This is a genomic window from Isoptericola sp. 178, assembly GCF_030586525.1.
Classification (GTDB): Bacteria; Actinomycetota; Actinomycetes; order Actinomycetales; family Cellulomonadaceae; genus Isoptericola; species Isoptericola sediminis.
The window spans coordinates 570005-588249 of the sequence record NZ_JAUQYN010000002.1 but is presented as its reverse complement, the minus strand read 5'-3'; the positions used below and the strand labels follow the sequence as shown (position 1 = coordinate 588249).

The 18245-nt window shown below is 71.7% G+C and carries 17 protein-coding genes; 5 read left to right on the top strand and 12 right to left on the bottom strand.

What is annotated here, in order from left to right; genetic code table 11:
* The first annotated feature begins 7 nt into the window (after positions 1 to 7).
* On the top strand, positions 8 to 1774 hold the full coding sequence (locus tag Q6349_RS07180; RefSeq protein ID WP_171247450.1) for a phospho-sugar mutase: 1767 nt from the start codon (positions 8 to 10) through the stop codon (positions 1772 to 1774).
* Between the two features lie 157 nt (positions 1775 to 1931).
* Here Q6349_RS07180 and Q6349_RS07175 read toward each other — a convergent pair whose 3' ends face one another.
* From Q6349_RS07175 to Q6349_RS07120, 12 genes are all read right to left on the bottom strand, one after another.
* A complete protein-coding gene (locus Q6349_RS07175) occupies positions 1932 to 2750 on the bottom strand; it encodes a siderophore-interacting protein (RefSeq protein ID WP_304603485.1) in 819 nt (272 codons plus the stop codon).
* A gap of 53 nt (positions 2751 to 2803) precedes the next feature.
* Entirely contained in the window at positions 2804 to 3541 is a 738-nt protein-coding gene (gene deoC, locus Q6349_RS07170) for a deoxyribose-phosphate aldolase (RefSeq protein WP_304603484.1), read from the bottom strand.
* Entirely contained in the window at positions 3538 to 4641 is a 1104-nt protein-coding gene (locus tag Q6349_RS07165; RefSeq protein WP_304603483.1) for an adenosine deaminase, read from the bottom strand. Before Q6349_RS07165 ends, deoC begins: the two co-directional genes overlap by 4 nt.
* Positions 4642 to 4704: 63 nt before the next feature.
* A complete protein-coding gene (locus Q6349_RS07160; protein WP_171247447.1) occupies positions 4705 to 4953 on the bottom strand; it encodes a hypothetical protein in 249 nt (82 codons plus the stop codon).
* A 41-nt stretch (positions 4954 to 4994) separates the two neighbouring features.
* A complete protein-coding gene (locus Q6349_RS07155) occupies positions 4995 to 6290 on the bottom strand; it encodes a thymidine phosphorylase (RefSeq protein WP_304603482.1) in 1296 nt (431 codons plus the stop codon).
* Positions 6287 to 6682, bottom strand: coding sequence for a cytidine deaminase (locus Q6349_RS07150; protein ID WP_171247445.1), 396 nt, complete (start codon positions 6680 to 6682; stop codon positions 6287 to 6289). Before Q6349_RS07150 ends, Q6349_RS07155 begins: the two co-directional genes overlap by 4 nt.
* A 4-nt stretch (positions 6683 to 6686) precedes the next feature.
* Complete coding sequence (locus tag Q6349_RS07145) at positions 6687 to 7982, bottom strand: ABC transporter permease (RefSeq protein ID WP_304603481.1); 1296 nt, start codon at positions 7980 to 7982, stop codon at positions 6687 to 6689.
* Positions 7979 to 9277: an ABC transporter permease gene (locus Q6349_RS07140; RefSeq protein WP_304603799.1), complete on the bottom strand. Its 1299-nt coding sequence runs from the start codon at positions 9275 to 9277 to the stop codon at positions 7979 to 7981. Before Q6349_RS07140 ends, Q6349_RS07145 begins: the two co-directional genes overlap by 4 nt.
* A 56-nt stretch (positions 9278 to 9333) precedes the next feature.
* Positions 9334 to 10854, bottom strand: a complete 1521-nt coding sequence (locus Q6349_RS07135; RefSeq protein WP_304603480.1) for an ABC transporter ATP-binding protein — start codon at positions 10852 to 10854, stop codon at positions 9334 to 9336.
* Between the two features lie 117 nt (positions 10855 to 10971).
* Entirely contained in the window at positions 10972 to 12072 is a 1101-nt protein-coding gene (locus tag Q6349_RS07130; RefSeq protein ID WP_171247442.1) for a BMP family protein, read from the bottom strand.
* Between the two features lie 174 nt (positions 12073 to 12246).
* Complete coding sequence (locus tag Q6349_RS07125) at positions 12247 to 13425, bottom strand: amidohydrolase (RefSeq protein WP_304603479.1); 1179 nt, start codon at positions 13423 to 13425, stop codon at positions 12247 to 12249.
* A complete protein-coding gene (locus tag Q6349_RS07120) occupies positions 13422 to 14537 on the bottom strand; it encodes a mannose-1-phosphate guanylyltransferase (protein ID WP_304603478.1) in 1116 nt (371 codons plus the stop codon). The genes Q6349_RS07125 and Q6349_RS07120 overlap by 4 nt, the downstream gene beginning before the upstream one ends.
* Positions 14538 to 14751: 214 nt before the next feature.
* Between Q6349_RS07120 and sdhC the strand changes: the two genes are divergently transcribed.
* Genes sdhC through Q6349_RS07100 form a run of 4 tightly spaced genes read left to right on the top strand, consistent with a single transcriptional unit; the run spans position 14752 to position 18206 of the window.
* A complete protein-coding gene (gene sdhC / locus Q6349_RS07115; RefSeq protein WP_216077620.1) occupies positions 14752 to 15087 on the top strand; it encodes a succinate dehydrogenase, cytochrome b556 subunit in 336 nt (111 codons plus the stop codon).
* Entirely contained in the window at positions 15087 to 15539 is a 453-nt protein-coding gene (locus tag Q6349_RS07110; protein WP_171247438.1) for a succinate dehydrogenase hydrophobic membrane anchor subunit, read from the top strand. The genes sdhC and Q6349_RS07110 overlap by 1 nt, the downstream gene beginning before the upstream one ends.
* A gap of 58 nt (positions 15540 to 15597) precedes the next feature.
* On the top strand, positions 15598 to 17433 hold the full coding sequence (sdhA, locus tag Q6349_RS07105; protein ID WP_171247437.1) for a succinate dehydrogenase flavoprotein subunit: 1836 nt from the start codon (positions 15598 to 15600) through the stop codon (positions 17431 to 17433).
* Positions 17433 to 18206 carry a succinate dehydrogenase iron-sulfur subunit gene (locus tag Q6349_RS07100; RefSeq protein ID WP_171247436.1) on the top strand — a complete coding sequence of 258 codons (774 nt, stop codon included), beginning with the start codon at positions 17433 to 17435 and terminating at the stop codon, positions 18204 to 18206. Before sdhA ends, Q6349_RS07100 begins: the two co-directional genes overlap by 1 nt.
* Positions 18207 to 18245: the final 39 nt, after the last annotated feature.

Below are 18245 nucleotides of genomic sequence, written 5' to 3'. Positions count from 1 at the left end.
GACCAGGATGACGGAGTCCTTGGACGAGCTGCTCGTCCGCGTCGAGCACTGGATTCGACACGACATCGACGACACGGACGTCGACGAGCTGACCCGCCTGGTCGGGTACGCCTCCGCCGACGGCGGCACCCGGCACCCGTCGGCGCTGGCGGACCTGCGGGACCGGTTCGACGGCACCCTGGAGTTCGGCACGGCCGGTCTGCGCGGCACGATGGCGGCCGGCCCCAACCGCATGAACAGCGCCGTCGTGGTGCGTACCGCGGCCGGGCTGGGCGCCTACCTGCACGACACGCTCGGCCCCGGTGCCGGTCCGCGCGTCGTGGTCGGCTACGACGCCCGCCACCGGTCGGCGACCTTCGCCCGGAACACCGCCGCGGTCCTCACCGCCGCCGGCGTCGAGGTCCTGCTCCTGCCGGCCGCGCTGCCCACGCCGGTCCTCGCCTACGCCGTCCGGCGCCTGGACGCCGACGCGGGCGTGATGGTCACCGCGAGCCACAACCCCGCCGCCGACAACGGCTACAAGGTCTACCTCGGGGGTCGTGTCGTCACCGACGAGGGACAGGGCGCCCAGCTCGTCTCGCCCCACGACGAACGCATCGCGGCTCACGTCACGGACGTGGGCCCGGCCGACGAGGTCCCCCGCGCCGACGACGGGTGGACGGTGCTCGGGCGGGAGATCGTCCAGGAGTACCTCGCCTCGCTGGCGCCGCTGCGCACCGCCGCACCGGACGCGGCCGCGAACCTGACGATCGTGACGACGTCGTTGCACGGCGTGGGCGGGCCGATGCTCGCACGGGCCCTCGGCGACGCCGGGTTCACGCGCGTCATCCCCGTCGAGGAGCAGGTCGCGCCGAACCCCGACTTCCCGTCGGTCGCGTTCCCCAACCCCGAGGAGGCCGGGGCGATGGACCTGGCGCTCGGGCTGGCGATCGACTGCGGCGCCGACCTGGTGATCGCCAACGACCCGGACGCGGACCGCTGCGCGGTCGCGGTGCTGGACATCACCCAGGGCACCCACCAGGGCGTGGAGACCGCACGGTCGAGCGGCTGGCGGATGCTGCACGGCGACGAGGTCGGCATCCTGCTCGGCAGCGAGGCGGTGGCCCGGTCGGTCGGCCGTCCCGGTTCGACGGTCGCGAGCTCGGTGGTGTCCTCCCGTGCGCTGGCGCGGATCGCCGCCGACGCCGGGGTGGACCACACGACGACCCTGACGGGGTTCAAGTGGATCTCCCGCGCACCCGGCCTGGTGTTCGGCTACGAGGAGGCGCTCGGCTACTGCGTCGACCCGGAGCACGTCCGGGACAAGGACGGGATCAGCGCCGCCGTCGTGGTGGCCTCCCTGGCCGCACGGCTCAAGGCCTCGGGCCGCACGCTCATCGACGCGCTCGACGACGTGGCCCGCGCGCACGGCCTGTTCGTCACGGGCCAGCTCTCGGCCCGGTTCAGCGACCTGTCCGAGATCCCCGCCGCCGTGTCACGGCTCCGCGCCGAACCGCCTCGCGAGCTCGGGGGGTCACCGGTGCGGGTCGTCGCCGACCTGGCGGACGGCTACGAGGGACTCCCCCCGACGGACGGCGTCCTGCTGCTGGCCGAGGACGACACCCGGGTCGTGGTGCGCCCGTCGGGCACGGAGCCGAAGCTGAAGTGCTACCTCGAGGTCGTCACGGACGTCGGGGTCGACGCGACGGCTCTCGACGTCGGCACGGCCCGGGTCGAGGCCCGGGAACGGCTGAACTCCCTCGCCAAGGAGATGAACGCGGCGCTGGGCTTCTGACGCCACTCGCCCTCCGCCGACCGTCACCGTCACCGTCACCGTCACCGTCACCGACGAGCGTGCTCGTTCGGTCCCTCATCCGATGAGATGAGGGACCGAACGAGCACGCTCGTCGGTCACGAGGGGGTGGTCACGGAGGGGATCTCCTCGGGGGCGGTCAGGACGGGGTGGCCGCGATGGCGGCGTCGTCCTGCTCCACGGCGGACTTCCAGTCCTTCTTCACGGCGCGCCAGGACTCGTCGTCGTGACCACGTCGCCAGTAGCCGGACGCCGACAGCAGCTCGCGCGGCACCCCCAGCACGGTGCGGGCCCACCGGCGCAGCTCGCGGACGCTGCCGGCCTCCCCGTGCAGGAACGCGTGCGGGACGCCGTCGGGCAGCTCGCCGGCCGCGTGCAGGCCCCGGACGGTGTCCTCCAGCGTCGCGGTCCCGCGGTGCACCCAGGTCAGCGTGACGTCCGCCGCCGTGTCGACCGGCAGCTCGTCCTGCGGACCGGCCACCTCGACGACGGCGTGCGCCCGGACACCTTCCGGCAGCGCCTCGAGCGTCGCCGCCACGGCGGGCAGCGCCGACTCGTCACCGACGAGCAGGTGCCAGGGAGCAGCGGGGTCGGGCGCATAACCGCCGCCGGGTCCGAGGAACGTGACCTCGTCCCCCGGCTGGACCGTGGCGGCCCAGGGCCCGCCGAGGCCCTCGTCGCCGTGCACCACGACGTCCAGGTCCCAGGAGGCGCCCCGGACAGCCCGGATGGTGTAGGCCCGCACCACCGGGCGCGCGCCCTCGACGGGGGGCGGCCCCAGCACGAGCTTGACGTACCGGTCGGTGCACCCGGTCGGGTCGACGTCGGGCAGGTCGCCCCCGGACAGGGTCACCCGGACCATGTGCGGGGTCAGCCGGCGCACGGCGCTGACCGTCGCGGTCCTCGGCGTGCGCCGGTCCGCGGGCGGAGCACCGCGGCTCGCCGTCGTGTCAGTCATGGTAGGCAAGCCTAACCTCCGACGGCGGACCCGTCAGCGGGGGCGGCCCCGGATCAGTAGCCGTCGGTCCCGGCGGGCGCCTCGTCCGCACCGCCCTCGTCGAACCCGGCGAGCACCGCACCGGTGCCGGAGAGCCCGAGCCGGGTCGCGCCGGCGGCGATCATCGCCTGCGCGTCGTCCAGGGTGCGCACGCCGCCCGACGCCTTGATCCCGAGGCGGCCGCCGACCGTGGCGGCCATGATCTCGACGGCGTGCACCGAGGCTCCGCCGGCCGGGTGGAAGCCCGTGGAGGTCTTCACGAAGTCGGCCCCGGCCGCCTCGGCGGCGCGGCAGGCGGCGACGATCTCGGTGTCCGTGAGAGCGGCGGACTCGATGATGACCTTGAGGATCTTGTCCGACGGCACGGCGGCACGGACCGCGGCGATGTCCTCCTGGACGAGGTCGAAGCCGCCGGCCTTGGCCGCACCGATGTCGATGACCATGTCGACCTCGTCGGCACCGTCCAGCACCGAGCGCGCGGCCTCGGCGGCCTTGATCTCCGAGGCGTGCTTGCCCGAGGGGAACCCGCACACCGTGGCGACGGCGAGCCGGCCCCCGGCGGACTCGACCGCGTGCGAGACGAAGGTGGGTGAGACGCAGACGGAGAAGACCCCGAGCGCGGCACCCTCGGTGACCAGCGCGGAGACGTCGGCGGCCGTCGCCTCGGGCTTCAGCAGCGTGTGGTCGACGTAGCGGGCCAGCGCGGCACGGTCGGTCGGGACGGTCGGGTCGGTCATGGGTTCGGTGCTCATCGCAGAGCCCCCTCGATCTTCTGGTAGCCGGGCAGGATCAGGTCGTCGACGAGCGCGCGCCGCTCGTCGTGGTGGATGAAGGCGCTCCACGCGGCCGTCATGGTGACGTCGGCGAGGTCGTCGATCGTCCAGCCCGCCTCCGAGACGAGCAGCCGCATCTCGTGCGACATCGACGTCCGCGACATCAGCCGGTTGTCCGTGTTGAGCGTGACGGCGAAGTCGAGCTCCTTCAGGCGGGTGATGGGGTGGTCGGCGACCGTGGTGACACCGGGCGCGGCGGCGGTCTGCAGGTTGGAGACCGGGCACACCTCCAGGGCGATCTGGTGGTCGCGGACCCAGTGCGCGAGCCGGCCGAGCGTGGCGGACCGGTCGTGCTCCGAGAAGACGATGTCCTCCATGATCCGCACGCCGTGCCCGAGCCGGTCGGCCTGGCCCAGGTGCACCGCCTGGGAGATCGACTCCAGGCCGGCGGCCTCACCCGCGTGGATCGTGGTCGGGAAGTTCTGCTCCGCCAGGAAGCGCCACACCTCGGCGTGCCGGTCCGGGGCGAAACCGTCCTCGGGCCCGGCGATGTCGAAGCCGACGACCCCTGCGTCGCGGTAGGCGACGGCGAGCTCGGCGATCTCGACCCAGCGGTCGGTGTGGCGCATGGCGGTGACGAGCTGGCCGACCCGGATGGTGCGGCCCTGCTCGGCCGCCTCGCGCACACCCTCGTCGATGCCGTGCTGCACGGCCTCCACGGTGTCGGGCAGGGACATCCCCCGCTGCAGGTGCTGCTCGGGCGCCCAGCGCTGCTCGGCGTAGACCACGCCGTCCGCGGCGAGGTCCAGCACGGCCTCGCGTGCCGCCCGGGCCAGCGCCTCCGGCGTCTGCATGACCGCGATCGTGTGGTCGAAGGTCTCGAGGTAGCGCGGCAGCGACCCGGAGTCGGCGGCGTCGCGGAACCAGGTGGCGAGCGCGTCGGCGTCGTTCGCGGGCAGCTCGTGCCCCACCGCGTCCGCGAGCTCGAGCACCGTCTGCGGCCGCAGCCCGCCGTCGAGGTGGTCGTGCAGCAGGACCTTGGGCAGATCGCCGATGGCGTCGAGAAGGGCTTGCGTCATGGCCCCCAACCTACCTGCGCCCACGGCACGGCGGAGGACTCCTCCGCCGCGCCGTGAGCGGACTCACGCGGACGCGGTGCCGCCGAGGTCGTCCGGATCGTCGGACGGCACCTCGATGTCCTGCTCGACCACGTCCGCCTCGTTGGCGGACCCCTCCAGGTCCGGCCGGGGGAAGCCCGGGTGGTAGTCCTCGACCTCGGCCTCGTGCTGCGGCCGCGCAGGCGGCGCCCCGGCCTCCTCGACCAGGCTCGTGGTGTCGTCGGGGGTCTCCAGACCCGCGTCCCGCCAGGCGTCGTTCGGGGTGGTGCTCATGCCCCCATGGTGTCGTGCCGAGCGCCTCGACGCGAGGTGGCTCAGTGCAGACGGTCCAGGACGATCGGACGACGCGACACGGCCGTGCCGACCGGGCCCAGCGACCACCCGCCGTCGAGCGCGTCCAGGGCACGCTCGAACCGCTCGGGCGTGTCCGTGTGCAGCGTCAGGACCGGCTGACCGGCCACCACCTGCTCGCCCGGCCGCGCATGGATCTCGACGCCGGCGCCGGCCTGCACCGGGTCCTCCTTGCGGGAGCGACCCGCACCGAGGCGCCAGGCCGCGACGCCGACGGCGTAGGCGTCGAGCTCGGTGACCACGCCGTCACGGTCGGCGACGACCTGGTGCTGGTGCGTCGCCGTCGGCAGGGGCGCGTCCGGGTCACCGCCCTGCGCGGCGATCATGCGCCGCCAGACGTCCATGGCCCGTCCGTCGCTCAGGGCGCGGCGGACGTCGTCCTCGTCCGCGGGACGACCGGCCGCGGCGAGCATCTCGACGGCCAGCGCCACGGTCAGGTCGACGACGTCGTCCGGGCCGCCGCCGTCGAGCACCTCGACCGACTCCCGGACCTCCAGCGCGTTCCCGGCCGTGCGCCCGAGCGGGACCGACATGTCGGTCAGCAGGGCGACGGTGCGGACCCCGGCGTCGGTGCCCAGCTCGACCATGGTGCGGGCGAGCTCGCGCGCCTGGGCCAGCTCCTTCATGAACGCGCCGGAGCCGACCTTGACGTCCAGGACGAGCGCGCCCGTGCCCTCGGCGATCTTCTTGGACATGATCGAGCTCGCGATGAGGGGCACCGCCTCGACGGTGCTCGTCACGTCCCGCAGCGCGTAGAGCTTCTTGTCCGCCGGGGCGAGTCCCGCACCCGCGGCGCAGATGACGGCGCCGACGTCGTCGAGCTGGGCGAGCATGTCCTCGTTGCTCAACGCGGCGCGCCACCCGGGGATCGACTCGAGCTTGTCGAGCGTGCCGCCGGTGTGGCCGAGACCGCGGCCCGAGAGCTGCGGGACGGCCACACCGAACGCCGCGACCAGCGGGGCCAGCGGCAGGGTGATCTTGTCCCCCACGCCACCGGTCGAGTGCTTGTCGGCCGTCGGTCGCGTCAGCGAGGAGAAGTCCATCCGCTCGCCGGAGGCGATCATCGCCTGCGTCCAGCGGGAGATCTCGCCCCGGCTCATCCCGTTGAGCAGGATCGCCATCGCGAGGGCGGACATCTGCTCCTCGGCGACGACACCCCGCGTGTAGGCGTCGATCACCCAGTCGATCTGGGCGTCCGACAGGTGGTGTCGGTCCCGCTTGGTGCGGATGACGTCGACGGCGTCGAACGGTTCGCTCATCGTTCCAGGTCCTCCGGTCCGAACGCCTGCGGCAGCAGGTCGGACATGGGTACGACGCCGAGAGGCGTCTCGACGATCAGGTCGGCACCGCCGTGCTCCCACAGCAGCTGGCGGCAACGGCCGCAGGGGGTGATGACGCGGCCGCGGGCGTCGACGCACGTGAAGGCGGTCAGCCGCCCGCCACCACCGGTCACCAGGGCCGAGACGAGGGAGCACTCGGCGCACAGCGTGACGCCGTAGGCGGCGTTCTCGACGTTGCAGCCCACCAGCAGCCGGCCGTCGTCCGCGTACGCCGCCGCGCCGACGGCGTACCCGGAGTACGGCACGTAGGCGTGGCGGGTCACGTCCGTGGCGGCCGACCGCAGGGCGTCCCAGTCGATCGAGGACGTCACGGCGCTACTCCTTCGTGTACGGCCTGGCCAGCGCTGCTGGTGGCCGCGACCGGCCGACGAGCCCGGCGACGGCGAACAGCGTCACGATGTACGGCAGCATCAGCATGAACTGGCTCGGCACCGGCGACCCGACGACCGAGAGCACGTTCTGCAGGTTCGTGGCGAACCCGAAGAGCAGGCCGGCCAGGGCCGCCCGGACGGGGTTCCACTTGCCGAAGATCATCGCGGCCAGGGCGATGAAGCCCGCGCCCGCGGTCATCTCGCGGTTGAACTGGTTGATGGAGACCACCGTGTAGAACGCACCGCCCATGCCGCCCACGGCACCGGCGATCAGCAGCGCGCGGTACCGGGTGCGCAGCACCTCGATGCCGACGGTGTCCGCGGCGCGCGGGTGCTCGCCCACGGCACGCAGCCGCAGCCCCCACCGGGTGCGGAACAGGCCGTACCAGACGAGGAAGACGACGACGGGCATCAGGTACACGACGATCGTCTGGTCGAACAGCACCGGGCCGATGACGGGGATCCGCTCGAGGAACGGGATCGGCAGGCGCTCGAACCGGGTCGTGGAGTTCAGCGTCTGGGTGTTGGGGACCAGGACCAGCGAGTAGAAGAAGCTCGTCAGGCCGATCACCAGCACGTTGAGGACCACACCGACGATGATCTGGTTCACCCGGTAGGTGATCGTGAAGACCGCCAGGACGAGGCCGACCAGCGCAGCGGCGATCATGGCCGCCACCAGCCCGGCCCACGGGCTGTTGGTCAGCGACCCCACGACCGCCGCGGTGAACGCACCGGCCAGGAGCTGGCTCTCGATGGCGATGTTGATCGTGCCCGACCGCTCACCGATGACACCGCTCAACGAGCCGTACACCAGCGGCACGGACAGCGCGACGGCGCCACCGAGTAGCCCGACGACGGACAGGTCGCGCGGGCTGCCCGCGGCGGCCCAGGCGAGGAAGCCGAAGAGCAGGGCGGCGGCGTACACGCTGGTCACCCACAGCGGCGTCCGGCGACCGTCACGGGTCGCCAGGACCGAGACGACGAGCAGCGCCGCGGCGACGGCGGCGCACACCCAGGCGGTGCCCATGCCCGGGATCACGTACACCGGGATCTGGAAGAAGTCCGTCGGGGTGGACAGGGCGAAGCGTGCGCTGCCCTCGCGCGGGGCGAGCAGCATCAGCAGGGCGTACAGCGCCAGCACGACGGCCAGCGCGATCGGCGTCTTCCACGAGATGGTGCTGACGGTGCGGGGCGCGTCCGGCGCACCCGTGGTGGCGCCGTCCACGGTCGGGGCGGTCATGCCGCCACCTCCTTCCGCGCGGCCTGCGACCGCTTCTTCTTCGGCTTGCTGCCCGGCTGCGGGAGCCGGAAGATCGCGCGCACCAGCGGCGGTGCCGCGATGAACAGCACGATGAGGGACTGCACGACGAGCACGATCTCGATGGGGATGCCCTCGGCGGCCTGCATCGCGGAACCACCCGCCTTGAACCCGCCGAAGAGGATGCCCGCACCGAGCACGCCGATCGGGTTCGAGTTGCCCAGCAGGGCCACGGTGATGGCGTCGAAGCCGATCCCGGCGTCGATGTCCGCCCCGAACCCGGTGGTCACGGTCCCGAGGACCTGGGTGACACCGGCCAGACCGACCAGCGCACCGGCGACGAGCATCACCGAGACGGTGGACCGCGAGACGTCGATGCCGGCGACCCGCGCGGCGCGCGGGTTCTGCCCCACGGCCCGGTAGGAGAAGCCGACGGCCGAGCGGTTGAGGATCCACCACACGACGGCGACGGCGATCAGCGCCAGGATGAAGCCCCAGTGCAGGTTGTACCGCTCACCGAGGAGCGGGGGCAGCTGTGCGGACTCGGGTGTCGGCGGGGTCTTCGGGTTCGCCGACCCCGGTGCCTGCATCAGCCCGGGCGTCGCCAGGAAGTACGACAGCAGGTAGAACGCGACGTAGTTGAGCATGATCGTCACGATGACCTCGTGGGCCCCGGTGCGCGCCTTGAGCAGACCCGCGATACCGGCCCAGAGGGCGCCGGCGAGGATGCCCGCGACCAGGGCGAGGATCAGGTGAAGCGGGAACGGCAGCCCGGTGACGCCGAACCCGACCCAGCCGGCCGCGGCGGCGGACATGAGCATCTGGCCCTGACCACCGATGTTGAGCAGGCCCGCGCGGAAGGCGATCGCCACGCCGAGACCGGCGGCGATCAACGGCGTCGCGTTGGTCAGCGTCTGCGTCAGCGGCCGGATGGCTCCGGCGAACGTCTCGGCCTGGAAGTTGTACACGGCCCCTTGGAAGAGGGCCGAGTAGGCGCCCCCGACGGCCTCTCCGACCGCCGCGAACGTGTCGGAGGGCCGGGAGAAGAAGTAGCCGGACGCCTGCTGGACGGCCTCGTCGGTGACGATGATCATCAGCGACCCGGCGAGGACGGCGAGCAGGATCGCGCCGAGCGACACGGCCCAGCCACCGGAGATGATCCGGTGGAAGGCGTCCTGCCAGCGACCGTCCTCCTCGGCGAGCTCGGCCTCGCGGGCGCGGTCCTGCTCCAGCGCCTCGGCGAGGCCCGGGTCGGCCGCGGGGTCGACCTTTTCCATGTCGGCCGCGAGCCGGTTGTCGGAGGAGTCGGCGGAGTGCCGGTCCGGAGTCTCGCTCACGCGGCGTCTCCTTCGCTCTCGGGCGCGACGCCGGCCATCATGAGGCCGAGCACGTCGCGCGGGGTGTCGGCGGGCACGATGCCGACGACGCGACCGCGGTACATGACCATGATCCGGTCGGCGAGGGCCACCGCCTCGTCGAGCTCCGTCGAGACCACGACGACCGGGATCCCCTGGTCACGGGTCTCGACGATGCGCTTGTGGATGAACTCGATGGAGCCGACGTCGACGCCGCGGGTCGGCTGGGCCGCCACGAGCAGCCGCAGCTCGCGGGACATCTCCCGCGCGAGGACGACCTTCTGCTGGTTGCCGCCGGACAGGCGACCGACCGGCAGGTCGATACCCGTCGTCCGGACGTCGAACTCGTCGACCTTCTCGCGCGCGAACTCGTCGCGCAGGCCGAGCTGCAGCGACCCCGCCCGCACGAACGGTGCGCCGTCGGTCCGGTCGAGGATGAGGTTCTCGGCGATCGTGAACTCGCCGACCAGGCCGCTGGTGCTGCGGTCCTCGGGCACGAAGCCGACTCCCGCGTCGAGGACCTTGCGGACGCTGCGGCCCTTGAGCTCCTCGCCGTCGAGGCGGATCGACCCCTCGAAGTCCGGGTACAGGCCGATGAGCGCCTCGGTGAGCTCCGTCTGCCCGTTGCCCTGCACGCCCGCGACCACGAGGATCTCGCCGCCGTGGACGGTGAAGCTGACGTCGTCGACGACGACCTGGCCGTCCGGGCGCGCGACCACGAGGTGCTCCACGGCGAGCTCGTTCTCGCCGTGCCGCGGGGGCTCCTTGTCGACGGTGAGCTGGACCGCCCGGCCGACCATGAGCGAGGCGAGCTCGTTGTCCGACGCGGTCGGCTCGGCCTCGCCGACGACCTTGCCGTGCCGGACGACGGTGATGCGGTCGGCGACCTCGCGCACCTCGCGCAGCTTGTGGGTGATGAAGACGATGGCCTTGCCCTCGTCCTTGAGCTGACGCATGATCGCCATCAGCTCGTCGGTCTCCTGCGGTGTGAGCACCGCGGTCGGCTCGTCGAAGACGAGCACCTGGGCGTCACGGCTGAGCGCCTTGATGATCTCCACGCGCTGCTGGACACCGACGGGCAGGTCCTCCACGAGCGCGTCCGGGTCCACGTGGAACCCGAAGCGGTCGGCGGTGCTGCGGACGGTCTCGCGCGCCGCCGCCAGGTCGAGGATGCCCGGGCCCGACGTCGTCTCGTGGCCGAGCATGACGTTCTCGGCCACGGAGAACACCGGCACGAGCATGAAGTGCTGGTGCACCATGCCGATCCCGGCGCCCATCGCGTCGCCGGGGCCCTGGAAGTTCTGGACCTCGCCGTCCAGGAGGATCTCGCCCTCGTCGGCGTCGTAGAGCCCGTACAGGACGTTCATCAGCGTGGACTTGCCAGCGCCGTTCTCGCCCAGGAGGCAGTGGATCTCCCCCGGTTCGACCACCAGGTCGATGTGGTCGTTCGCCACCAGCGCGCCGAAGCGCTTGGTGATCCCACGCAGCTCGAGCCTCATCGCGGTCAGCCGCCCTTTCCTTACGTTTCTGCCGGCCAGCCTAGGCCGCGCCGCACGGCGGGACACGGTGGGCGAACCCACCGTGTCCCGCCGTCGCGGCAGTCGGTCCTCAGCCGGTCACTCGGCCAGGTACGACGTGACCTCGAGCTCGCCGTCGATGATCTGCTGGCGCAGCTCGTCGACCTCGGTCATGAGCTCCGGGTCCACCTTGTCCTCGAAGTCGTGCAGCGGAGCCAGGCCGACGCCCTCGTTCTCCAGCGTGCCGACGTAGGTCTCCGGGTCGAACTCGCCCTGACCCGCCGCGAGGACGGCCTCGTAGGTGGAGACGTCCATCCGCTTGAGGATGGAGGTCAGCACGTACTCCTGGGTGGTCGGGTCCGTCTCGTAGAAGTCGGCGTCGACGCCCACGAGCGCGACGTCGCGCCCGGAGTCCTCGATCGCCGCGATGGCCGACTGGTAGATCGGGCCACCGACGGGGAGGATCACGTCGACACCCTGGTCGAGGATGTTCTTCGCCGTGGTCTTGGCCGTCTCGTTGGCGGTGAAGCCGCCGGTGAAGGCACCGTCCTCGCCGCCGGAGTAGCCGATGACCTCGACGTCCGCGTCGTTGACCTCGTTGTAGTGCTCGACGCCCTGCTTGAAGCCGTCCATGAAGATCGTCACGGTCGGGAACGGCTGGCCGCCGAAGGTGCCGACCTTGCCGGCCTCGGAGTAGCCCGCCGACAGGTAGCCCGCCAGGAACGCGGCCTCGGCCGTGTTGTACAGCAGCGGCTTGATGTTGTCCGCGTCGGTCTCGCCGTCGAAGTCGTTGTCCGCGGCGTCGTCGACGAGGATGTAGTGGGTCTCCGGGTTGGCGTTCGCCGACTCGACCGTGTCGGCCGAGAGGGCGAAGCCCACCGACACGATGGCGTCGCAGCCCTGGTCGACCAGCGACTGCAGGTTCGGCTGGAAGTCGGTCTCGGACTGCGACTGCACGTCCGTCAGCTCGGCGCCGAGCTCCTCGGCCGCCTGCTGGGCGCCTTCGAAGCTGAGCTGGTTGAAGCTCTTGTCGTCGAAGCCGCCCTGGTCGGAGACGATGCACGGGGAGAAGTCGACGGCCTCGGTCTCGGCCCCCGTCTCCGTGCTCTCGTCGGCCGTGTCCTCCGGGGCCGCTCCGCACGCCGCGAGGGTCAGCGCGGCCGCGCCGGCGAGGGCGGTGAACTTGATCGCACTCTTCACCTGTCGCTCCTGTCGATGAGGGTGGTGGGTGAGCCCGGGATCGTCCCCGTCTCACGATCAGAGATGACAGCCTAACCATGCGTGCGGGCCCGCAGGACCACGAGCCCAACCCGTGTCCGAGTCGTTATCGAATGGGAACGACGGCGGAATGACGTACGTCACAGCCGGTCGGGATCACCCGAGCGCGACCCTCGCCAGGACCCGCGCACCGATCGCGATGGCACGCTCGTCGACGACCAGGTCGCCCTGGTGGATGTCGTACCGGCGCTGCCCCGGGGTCGCGGTGCCGAGCCGTGCCATCGCCCCGGGCACCTTGGTCAGGTACCAGGCGAAGTCCTCCCCGCCCAGGGACTGCTCGGTGAGCACCACGCCGTCCTCGCCGAGCACCGCGGCACCCGCCGCCTCGAGGGCGGCCGTGACCTCGGCGTCGTTGTCGACCGGCGGGACGCCGCGCAGGTGGTAGACGCTGACCTCGACGTCGTACGGGGCCACGACCTGCTCGACGGCGTCGAGCAGGACCTGGCCGGCCCGCTCCCACGCCCGCACGTCCAGGCACCGCAGGGTGCCCTTGGCCACCCCCGTGGCCGGGATGGCGTTGTGGGCGTTGCCCGCCTCGACGGCGCCCCAGGTGAGGTTGACGCCCGAACGCGGGTCCAGCCGTCGCCCGAGCACCGCCGGCACCTGGGTGATGACCTGGCCCAGGGCGTAGACGACGTCACCGGTCAGGTGCGGCCGGGAGGTGTGCCCGCCGCTGGAGGAGAGCGTCACGGTGACGAGGTCGGAGGCGGAGGTGATCGGGCCGATCCGCGTCCCGAGCCGCCCGACGTCGAGCTTCGGCTCGGTGTGCACCGCGACGATCCGCTCCACACCGTCCAGGACCCCCTGGGCCAGGACGTCGTGGGCACCGCCGGGCATGATCTCCTCGGCCGGCTGGAAGATCAGGCGGACCCCGGTCTCCAGGAGGCCTTCCTCGGCGAGCCGCGCCAGGGCGAGACCGGCGCCGAGGACGACCGCCGCGTGGACGTCGTGGCCGCACGCGTGCGCCACCCCCGGCACGGTCGAGACGAAGTCGCAGCCGCACACGTCGTCCAGGGGCAGGGCGTCGATGTCCGCGCGCAGGGCCGTGCGCCCCCGGCCCGGGACGTCCGGGCCGACGTCGCACGTCAGCCCGGTCCCGTCCAGCAGCCGGGGCTGCAGCCCGGCGGCCCGCAGCCGCTCGGCCAGCACCGCCGTCGTCCGGACCTCCTGACGCGCCGTCTCCGGGTGGGCGTGCAGGTCACGGCGCACCGCCACGACCTCGTCCTCCAGGGCGGCGACGACCTCGTCGAGGCGCGCCCGGGCCGCCGCGCTCACAGCAGGTCCTCCCGCCCGTGGTCGCGGACCGCGTCGACCATGCTCCGGACCTGCTGGGCCCGGGCACGCGTGGTCACCAGGACGGCGTCGGGGGTGTCGACGACGACCACGTCGTCGATGCCCAGCAACGTCACGGTCCGGCCGCTCGCCGGGACGACGACCGACCCGGCGCTCTGGACCCGGACGACGTCGGCGCTCTCGCCGAGCACCTTCGACCCCGCGTCGTCGTCGGCCGGCAGCAGCGCCGCCAGGGAGTTGAAGTCACCGACGTCGTCCCAGCCGAACGGGCCCGGGACCATGGCGACGCCGCCGTCCGCGGCAACCGGCTCGGCGACGGCGTGGTCGATGGCGATCCGCTCCAGCCCCGGCCAGGTCTCGGCCAGCACCCGGTCACGGTCCGGCGTGTCCCACGCCGCGGCGATCCGGCGCAGCCCGTCGTGCAGCGCCGGGCGCTGCGCGGCCAGGTGACCGAGCAGCACGTCCGTGCTCGCGACGAAGATCCCGGCGTTCCAGCGGTACTCCCCCGAGGCCAGGTAGGTGCGCGCCGTCTCGGCGTCGGGCTTCTCCGTGAACCCGCTGACGTGCACGGCGCTCGGCGCCCCCTCGAGGCCGAGGGGCTCGGCCCCGTGGACGTAGCCGAACGCGGTCGAGGGGCGGGACGCGGCGATGCCGATCGTCGTGACGTACCCCGCCCGGGCGGCCTCCACCGCCTCGCGCACCGAGCGCTCGAACTCGCGGGTGCCGGAGATGACCTGGTCCGCGGCGAAGGACCCGAGGACGACCTCGCCGTGGCGTCGCTCCAGCACGGCCGCGGCCAGCCCGATCGCCGCCATCGAGTCGCGCGGCGACGGCTCGGCCAGCACCTGGTCCTCGCCGAGCCCGGGGAGCTGGGCGCGCACGGCGGCGGCGTGCGCCGTCCCCGTGACGACGACGACGCCGTCGGGACCGGTGAGCGGCGTCAACCGGTCGGCGGTGCCCTGCAGCAGGCTGCGCCCGGAACCGGTCAGGTCGTGCAGGAACTTCGGGGCGCCCGCGCGCGAGAGCGGCCACAGACGGGTCCCGGACCCCCCGGCGGGGATGACGGCACGGAACCCGGGAATAGCAGAAAGCATGTTCGCAGCATAGTGACGCCGGGCGTCGGGACGACGTGACCCCTGTGGGATCGATCACAGATCCACCACGCGGACGCCATTTTTTCGGCGGCCGTGACCCGATCGCAACCGGGTGTCACTACAGTGTCCTCACGTAACCCCGCCAGCATCCGCCAATGGAGGCCCCACCGTGCCGACTGCCCCCGCTGGCACGCTCTACCGCGGCCGTGAAGGCATGTGGTCCTGGGTCGCGCACCGCGTGACCGGCGTGTCGATCTTCTTCTTCCTGCTCGTGCACGTGCTCGACACGTCGCTCGTGCGCGTCTCCCCCGAGGCGTACAACGCCGTCATCGGCACCTACCAGACGCCGATCATGGGGCTGGGAGAGGCCGGCCTGGTGGCCGCGATCGTCTTCCACGCGTTCAACGGCCTGCGCATCGCGCTCGTCGACTTCTGGTCGGAGGGGGCCCGCTACCAGCGAGTCATGCTCTGGGTCGTGCTCGGCCTGCTCGTCGTGACGATGGCCGGATTCCTGCCCCGCCACCTGATGAACGTGTTCGGAGCCGAATGATGACTACGCAGACCGACATCCCCACGCCCCGCTCCCCGTACGTGCGTCGCAAGACCACCCGGGGCAACTACGAGCTCTACTCGTGGGTCTTCATGCGGGCCTCCGGCGTCCTCCTCGTCGTGCTGGTCTTCGGGCACCTCTTCGTCAACCTCATGGTCGGCGACGGCGTCAAGGCCATCGACTTCGCGTTCGTCGGCGGCAAGTGGTCGAGCCCCTTCTGGCAGATCTGGGACCTGCTGATGCTCTGGCTGGCCATGATCCACGGCACCAACGGCGTCCGGACGATCATCAACGACTACGCCCAGCGGGACGTCACCCGCGGCGTGCTCAAGAGCCTGCTGTACCTGGCGTTCACCATCACCGTCGTGCTCGGCACGCTGGTGATCTTCACCTTCGACCCGTGCCCGCCGGACGCCCCGGCGGAGCTGCTCGCCTCGTTCTGCACGGCCTGAGCCGCGCGCACCACCCCACCCGCTGAACCACCACCGTCCGCAGGAGGCATCGGAACCGATGCAGACCCACCAGTACGACGTCGTCATCGTCGGCGCAGGTGGCGCCGGCATGCGCGCGGCGCTCGAGGCGTCCAAGGGCGCCCGCACCGCCGTCATCTCCAAGCTGTACCCCACGCGCTCCCACACCGGCGCCGCCCAGGGCGGCATGTGCGCCGCCCTGGCGAACGTCGAGGAGGACAACTGGGAGTGGCACACCTTCGACACGATCAAGGGCGGCGACTACCTCGTCGACCAGGACGCCGCGGAGGTGATGGCCAAGGAGGCCATCGACGCCGTGCTCGACCTGGAGCGGATGGGACTGCCGTTCAACCGCACGCCGGAGGGCCGGATCGACCAGCGCCGCTTCGGCGGGCACACGCGCAACCACGGTGAGGCGGCCGTGCGTCGCGCCTGCTACGCCGCGGACCGCACGGGTCACATGATCCTGCAGACGCTGTACCAGAACTGCGTGAAGCAGGACGTCGAGTTCTACAACGAGTTCTATGTGCTGGACCTGCTCACCGACCACGACCTGACGACCGAGCAGATCGAGGACGGCGCCGAGGTCAACGCCACCGGCGTGGTCGCCTACGACCTGGCCACCGGCGAGCTGCACGTCTTCCAGACCAAGGCGGTCGTGTTCGCCACCGGCGGTGCGGGCAAGATCTTCAAGACGACCTCCAACGCCCACACCCTGACCGGTGACGGCATGGCGCTGGCCTACCGCCGCGGCCTGCCGCTGGAGGACATGGAGTTCTTCCAGTTCCACCCCACGGGTCTGGCCGGCCTGGGCATCCTGCTGTCCGAGGCGGCCCGCGGCGAGGGCGGCATCCTGCGCAACGCCGACGGCGAGCGGTTCATGGAGCGCTACGCCCCGACCATCAAGGACCTCGCGCCCCGCGACATCGTGGCGCGGTCCATGGCGAACGAGGTCCGCGAGGGCCGCGGCGCCGGCCCGAACAAGGACTACGTCCTGCTGGACCTGACGCACCTCGAGCCGGCGCACATCGACGCCAAGCTGCCGGACATCACCGAGTTCGCCCGCACCTACCTCGGCATCGAGCCGTACACCGAGCCGGTGCCCGTCTACCCCACCGCGCACTACGCGATGGGTGGCGTGCCGACGAACATCAAGGGCGAGGTCCTGCGCGACGGCCACAACGTCGTCAAGGGGCTCTACGCCGCCGGTGAGGTCGCCTGCGTCTCCGTGCACGGGTCCAACCGTCTGGGCACCAACTCCCTGCTCGACATCAACGTCTTCGGCAAGCGGGCCGGCCGGTCGGCCGCCGCCTACGCGCAGACCGTCGAGCAGCACCTGCCGATCGTCGAGGAGCCGACGGCACGGGTCGAGGCGCAGCTCTCCGAGATGCGCGACCGCCCCGACGGCGAGCGCGTCGCCGACGTGCGCCAGGCGCTGCAGGAGACGATGGACGCCAACGCCCAGGTCTTCCGCACCGACGAGTCGCTGAACAAGGCCGCCGCCGAGATCCGCGAGCTGCAGAAGCGGTACCGCAACGTGTCGGTCCAGGACAAGGGCTCGCTGTTCAACACCGACCTCCTGGAGGCGATCGAGCTGGGCTTCCTGCTCGACATCGCCGAGGTCACCGTCGTCGCGGCGCTCAACCGGCGCGAGTCCCGGGGCGGTCACTACCGCGAGGACTTCCCGGACCGGGACGACGACAACTACATGCTGCACACGATGGCGTACCGCCGTCCGACGTCGGCCCCCGACGCCGCCGACGGGCATGTCGCGGGCTACTTCGACCACGTCGAGGACTTCGGGGACTACAAGGTCGTCCTCGGGTCCAAGCCCGTCACCATGACGCGCTACGAGCCGATGGAGCGGAAGTACTGATGACTGCTGTTCTCGAGAACTCGACCGACACCTCCGGCTCGGAGTCGCAGGCGGGTGCCGTCTCCTCCTTCCAGGTCACGCTGAAGATCCGCCGGTACAACCCGGAGGTCGCCTCCGAGCCGTACTGGGAGGAGCACACGGTCACCGCGCACGGCACCGACCGTGTCCTGGACGCCCTGCACAAGATCAAGTGGGAGCTCGACGGCTCGCTGACGTTCCGCCGGTCCTGCGCACACGGCGTGTGCGGCTCGGACGCCATGCGGATCAACGGCCGCAACCGGCTGGCGTGCAAGACGCTGCTGAAGGACATCAACCCGGACAAGCCGATCACCGTCGAGGCCATCAAGGGCCTGCCGGTGCTCAAGGACCTCGTGGTCGACATGGAGCCGTTCTTCGCCTCCTACCGCGAGATCATGCCGTTCCTCATCACCTCGGGGAACGAGCCGAGCCGGGAGAACATCCAGTCGCAGGCCGACCGCGACCGGTTCGACGACACCACCAAGTGCATCCTGTGCGCGGCGTGCACGTCGTCCTGCCCCGTGTTCTGGACCGACGGCCAGTACTTCGGCCCGGCGGCGATCGTCAACGCCCACCGGTTCATCTTCGACTCTCGCGACCAGGGCGGCACCCAGCGCCTGGAGGTCCTCAACGACAAGGAGGGCGTGTGGCGCTGCCGCACGACCTTCAACTGCACCGAGGCCTGCCCGCGAGGCATCGAGGTCACCAAGGCGATCCAGGAGGTCAAGCGGGCGATGATCACCCGCGCCTTCTGAGCACCTGCCTCACTCGGTGAAGCCCGGCACGACGGTCGT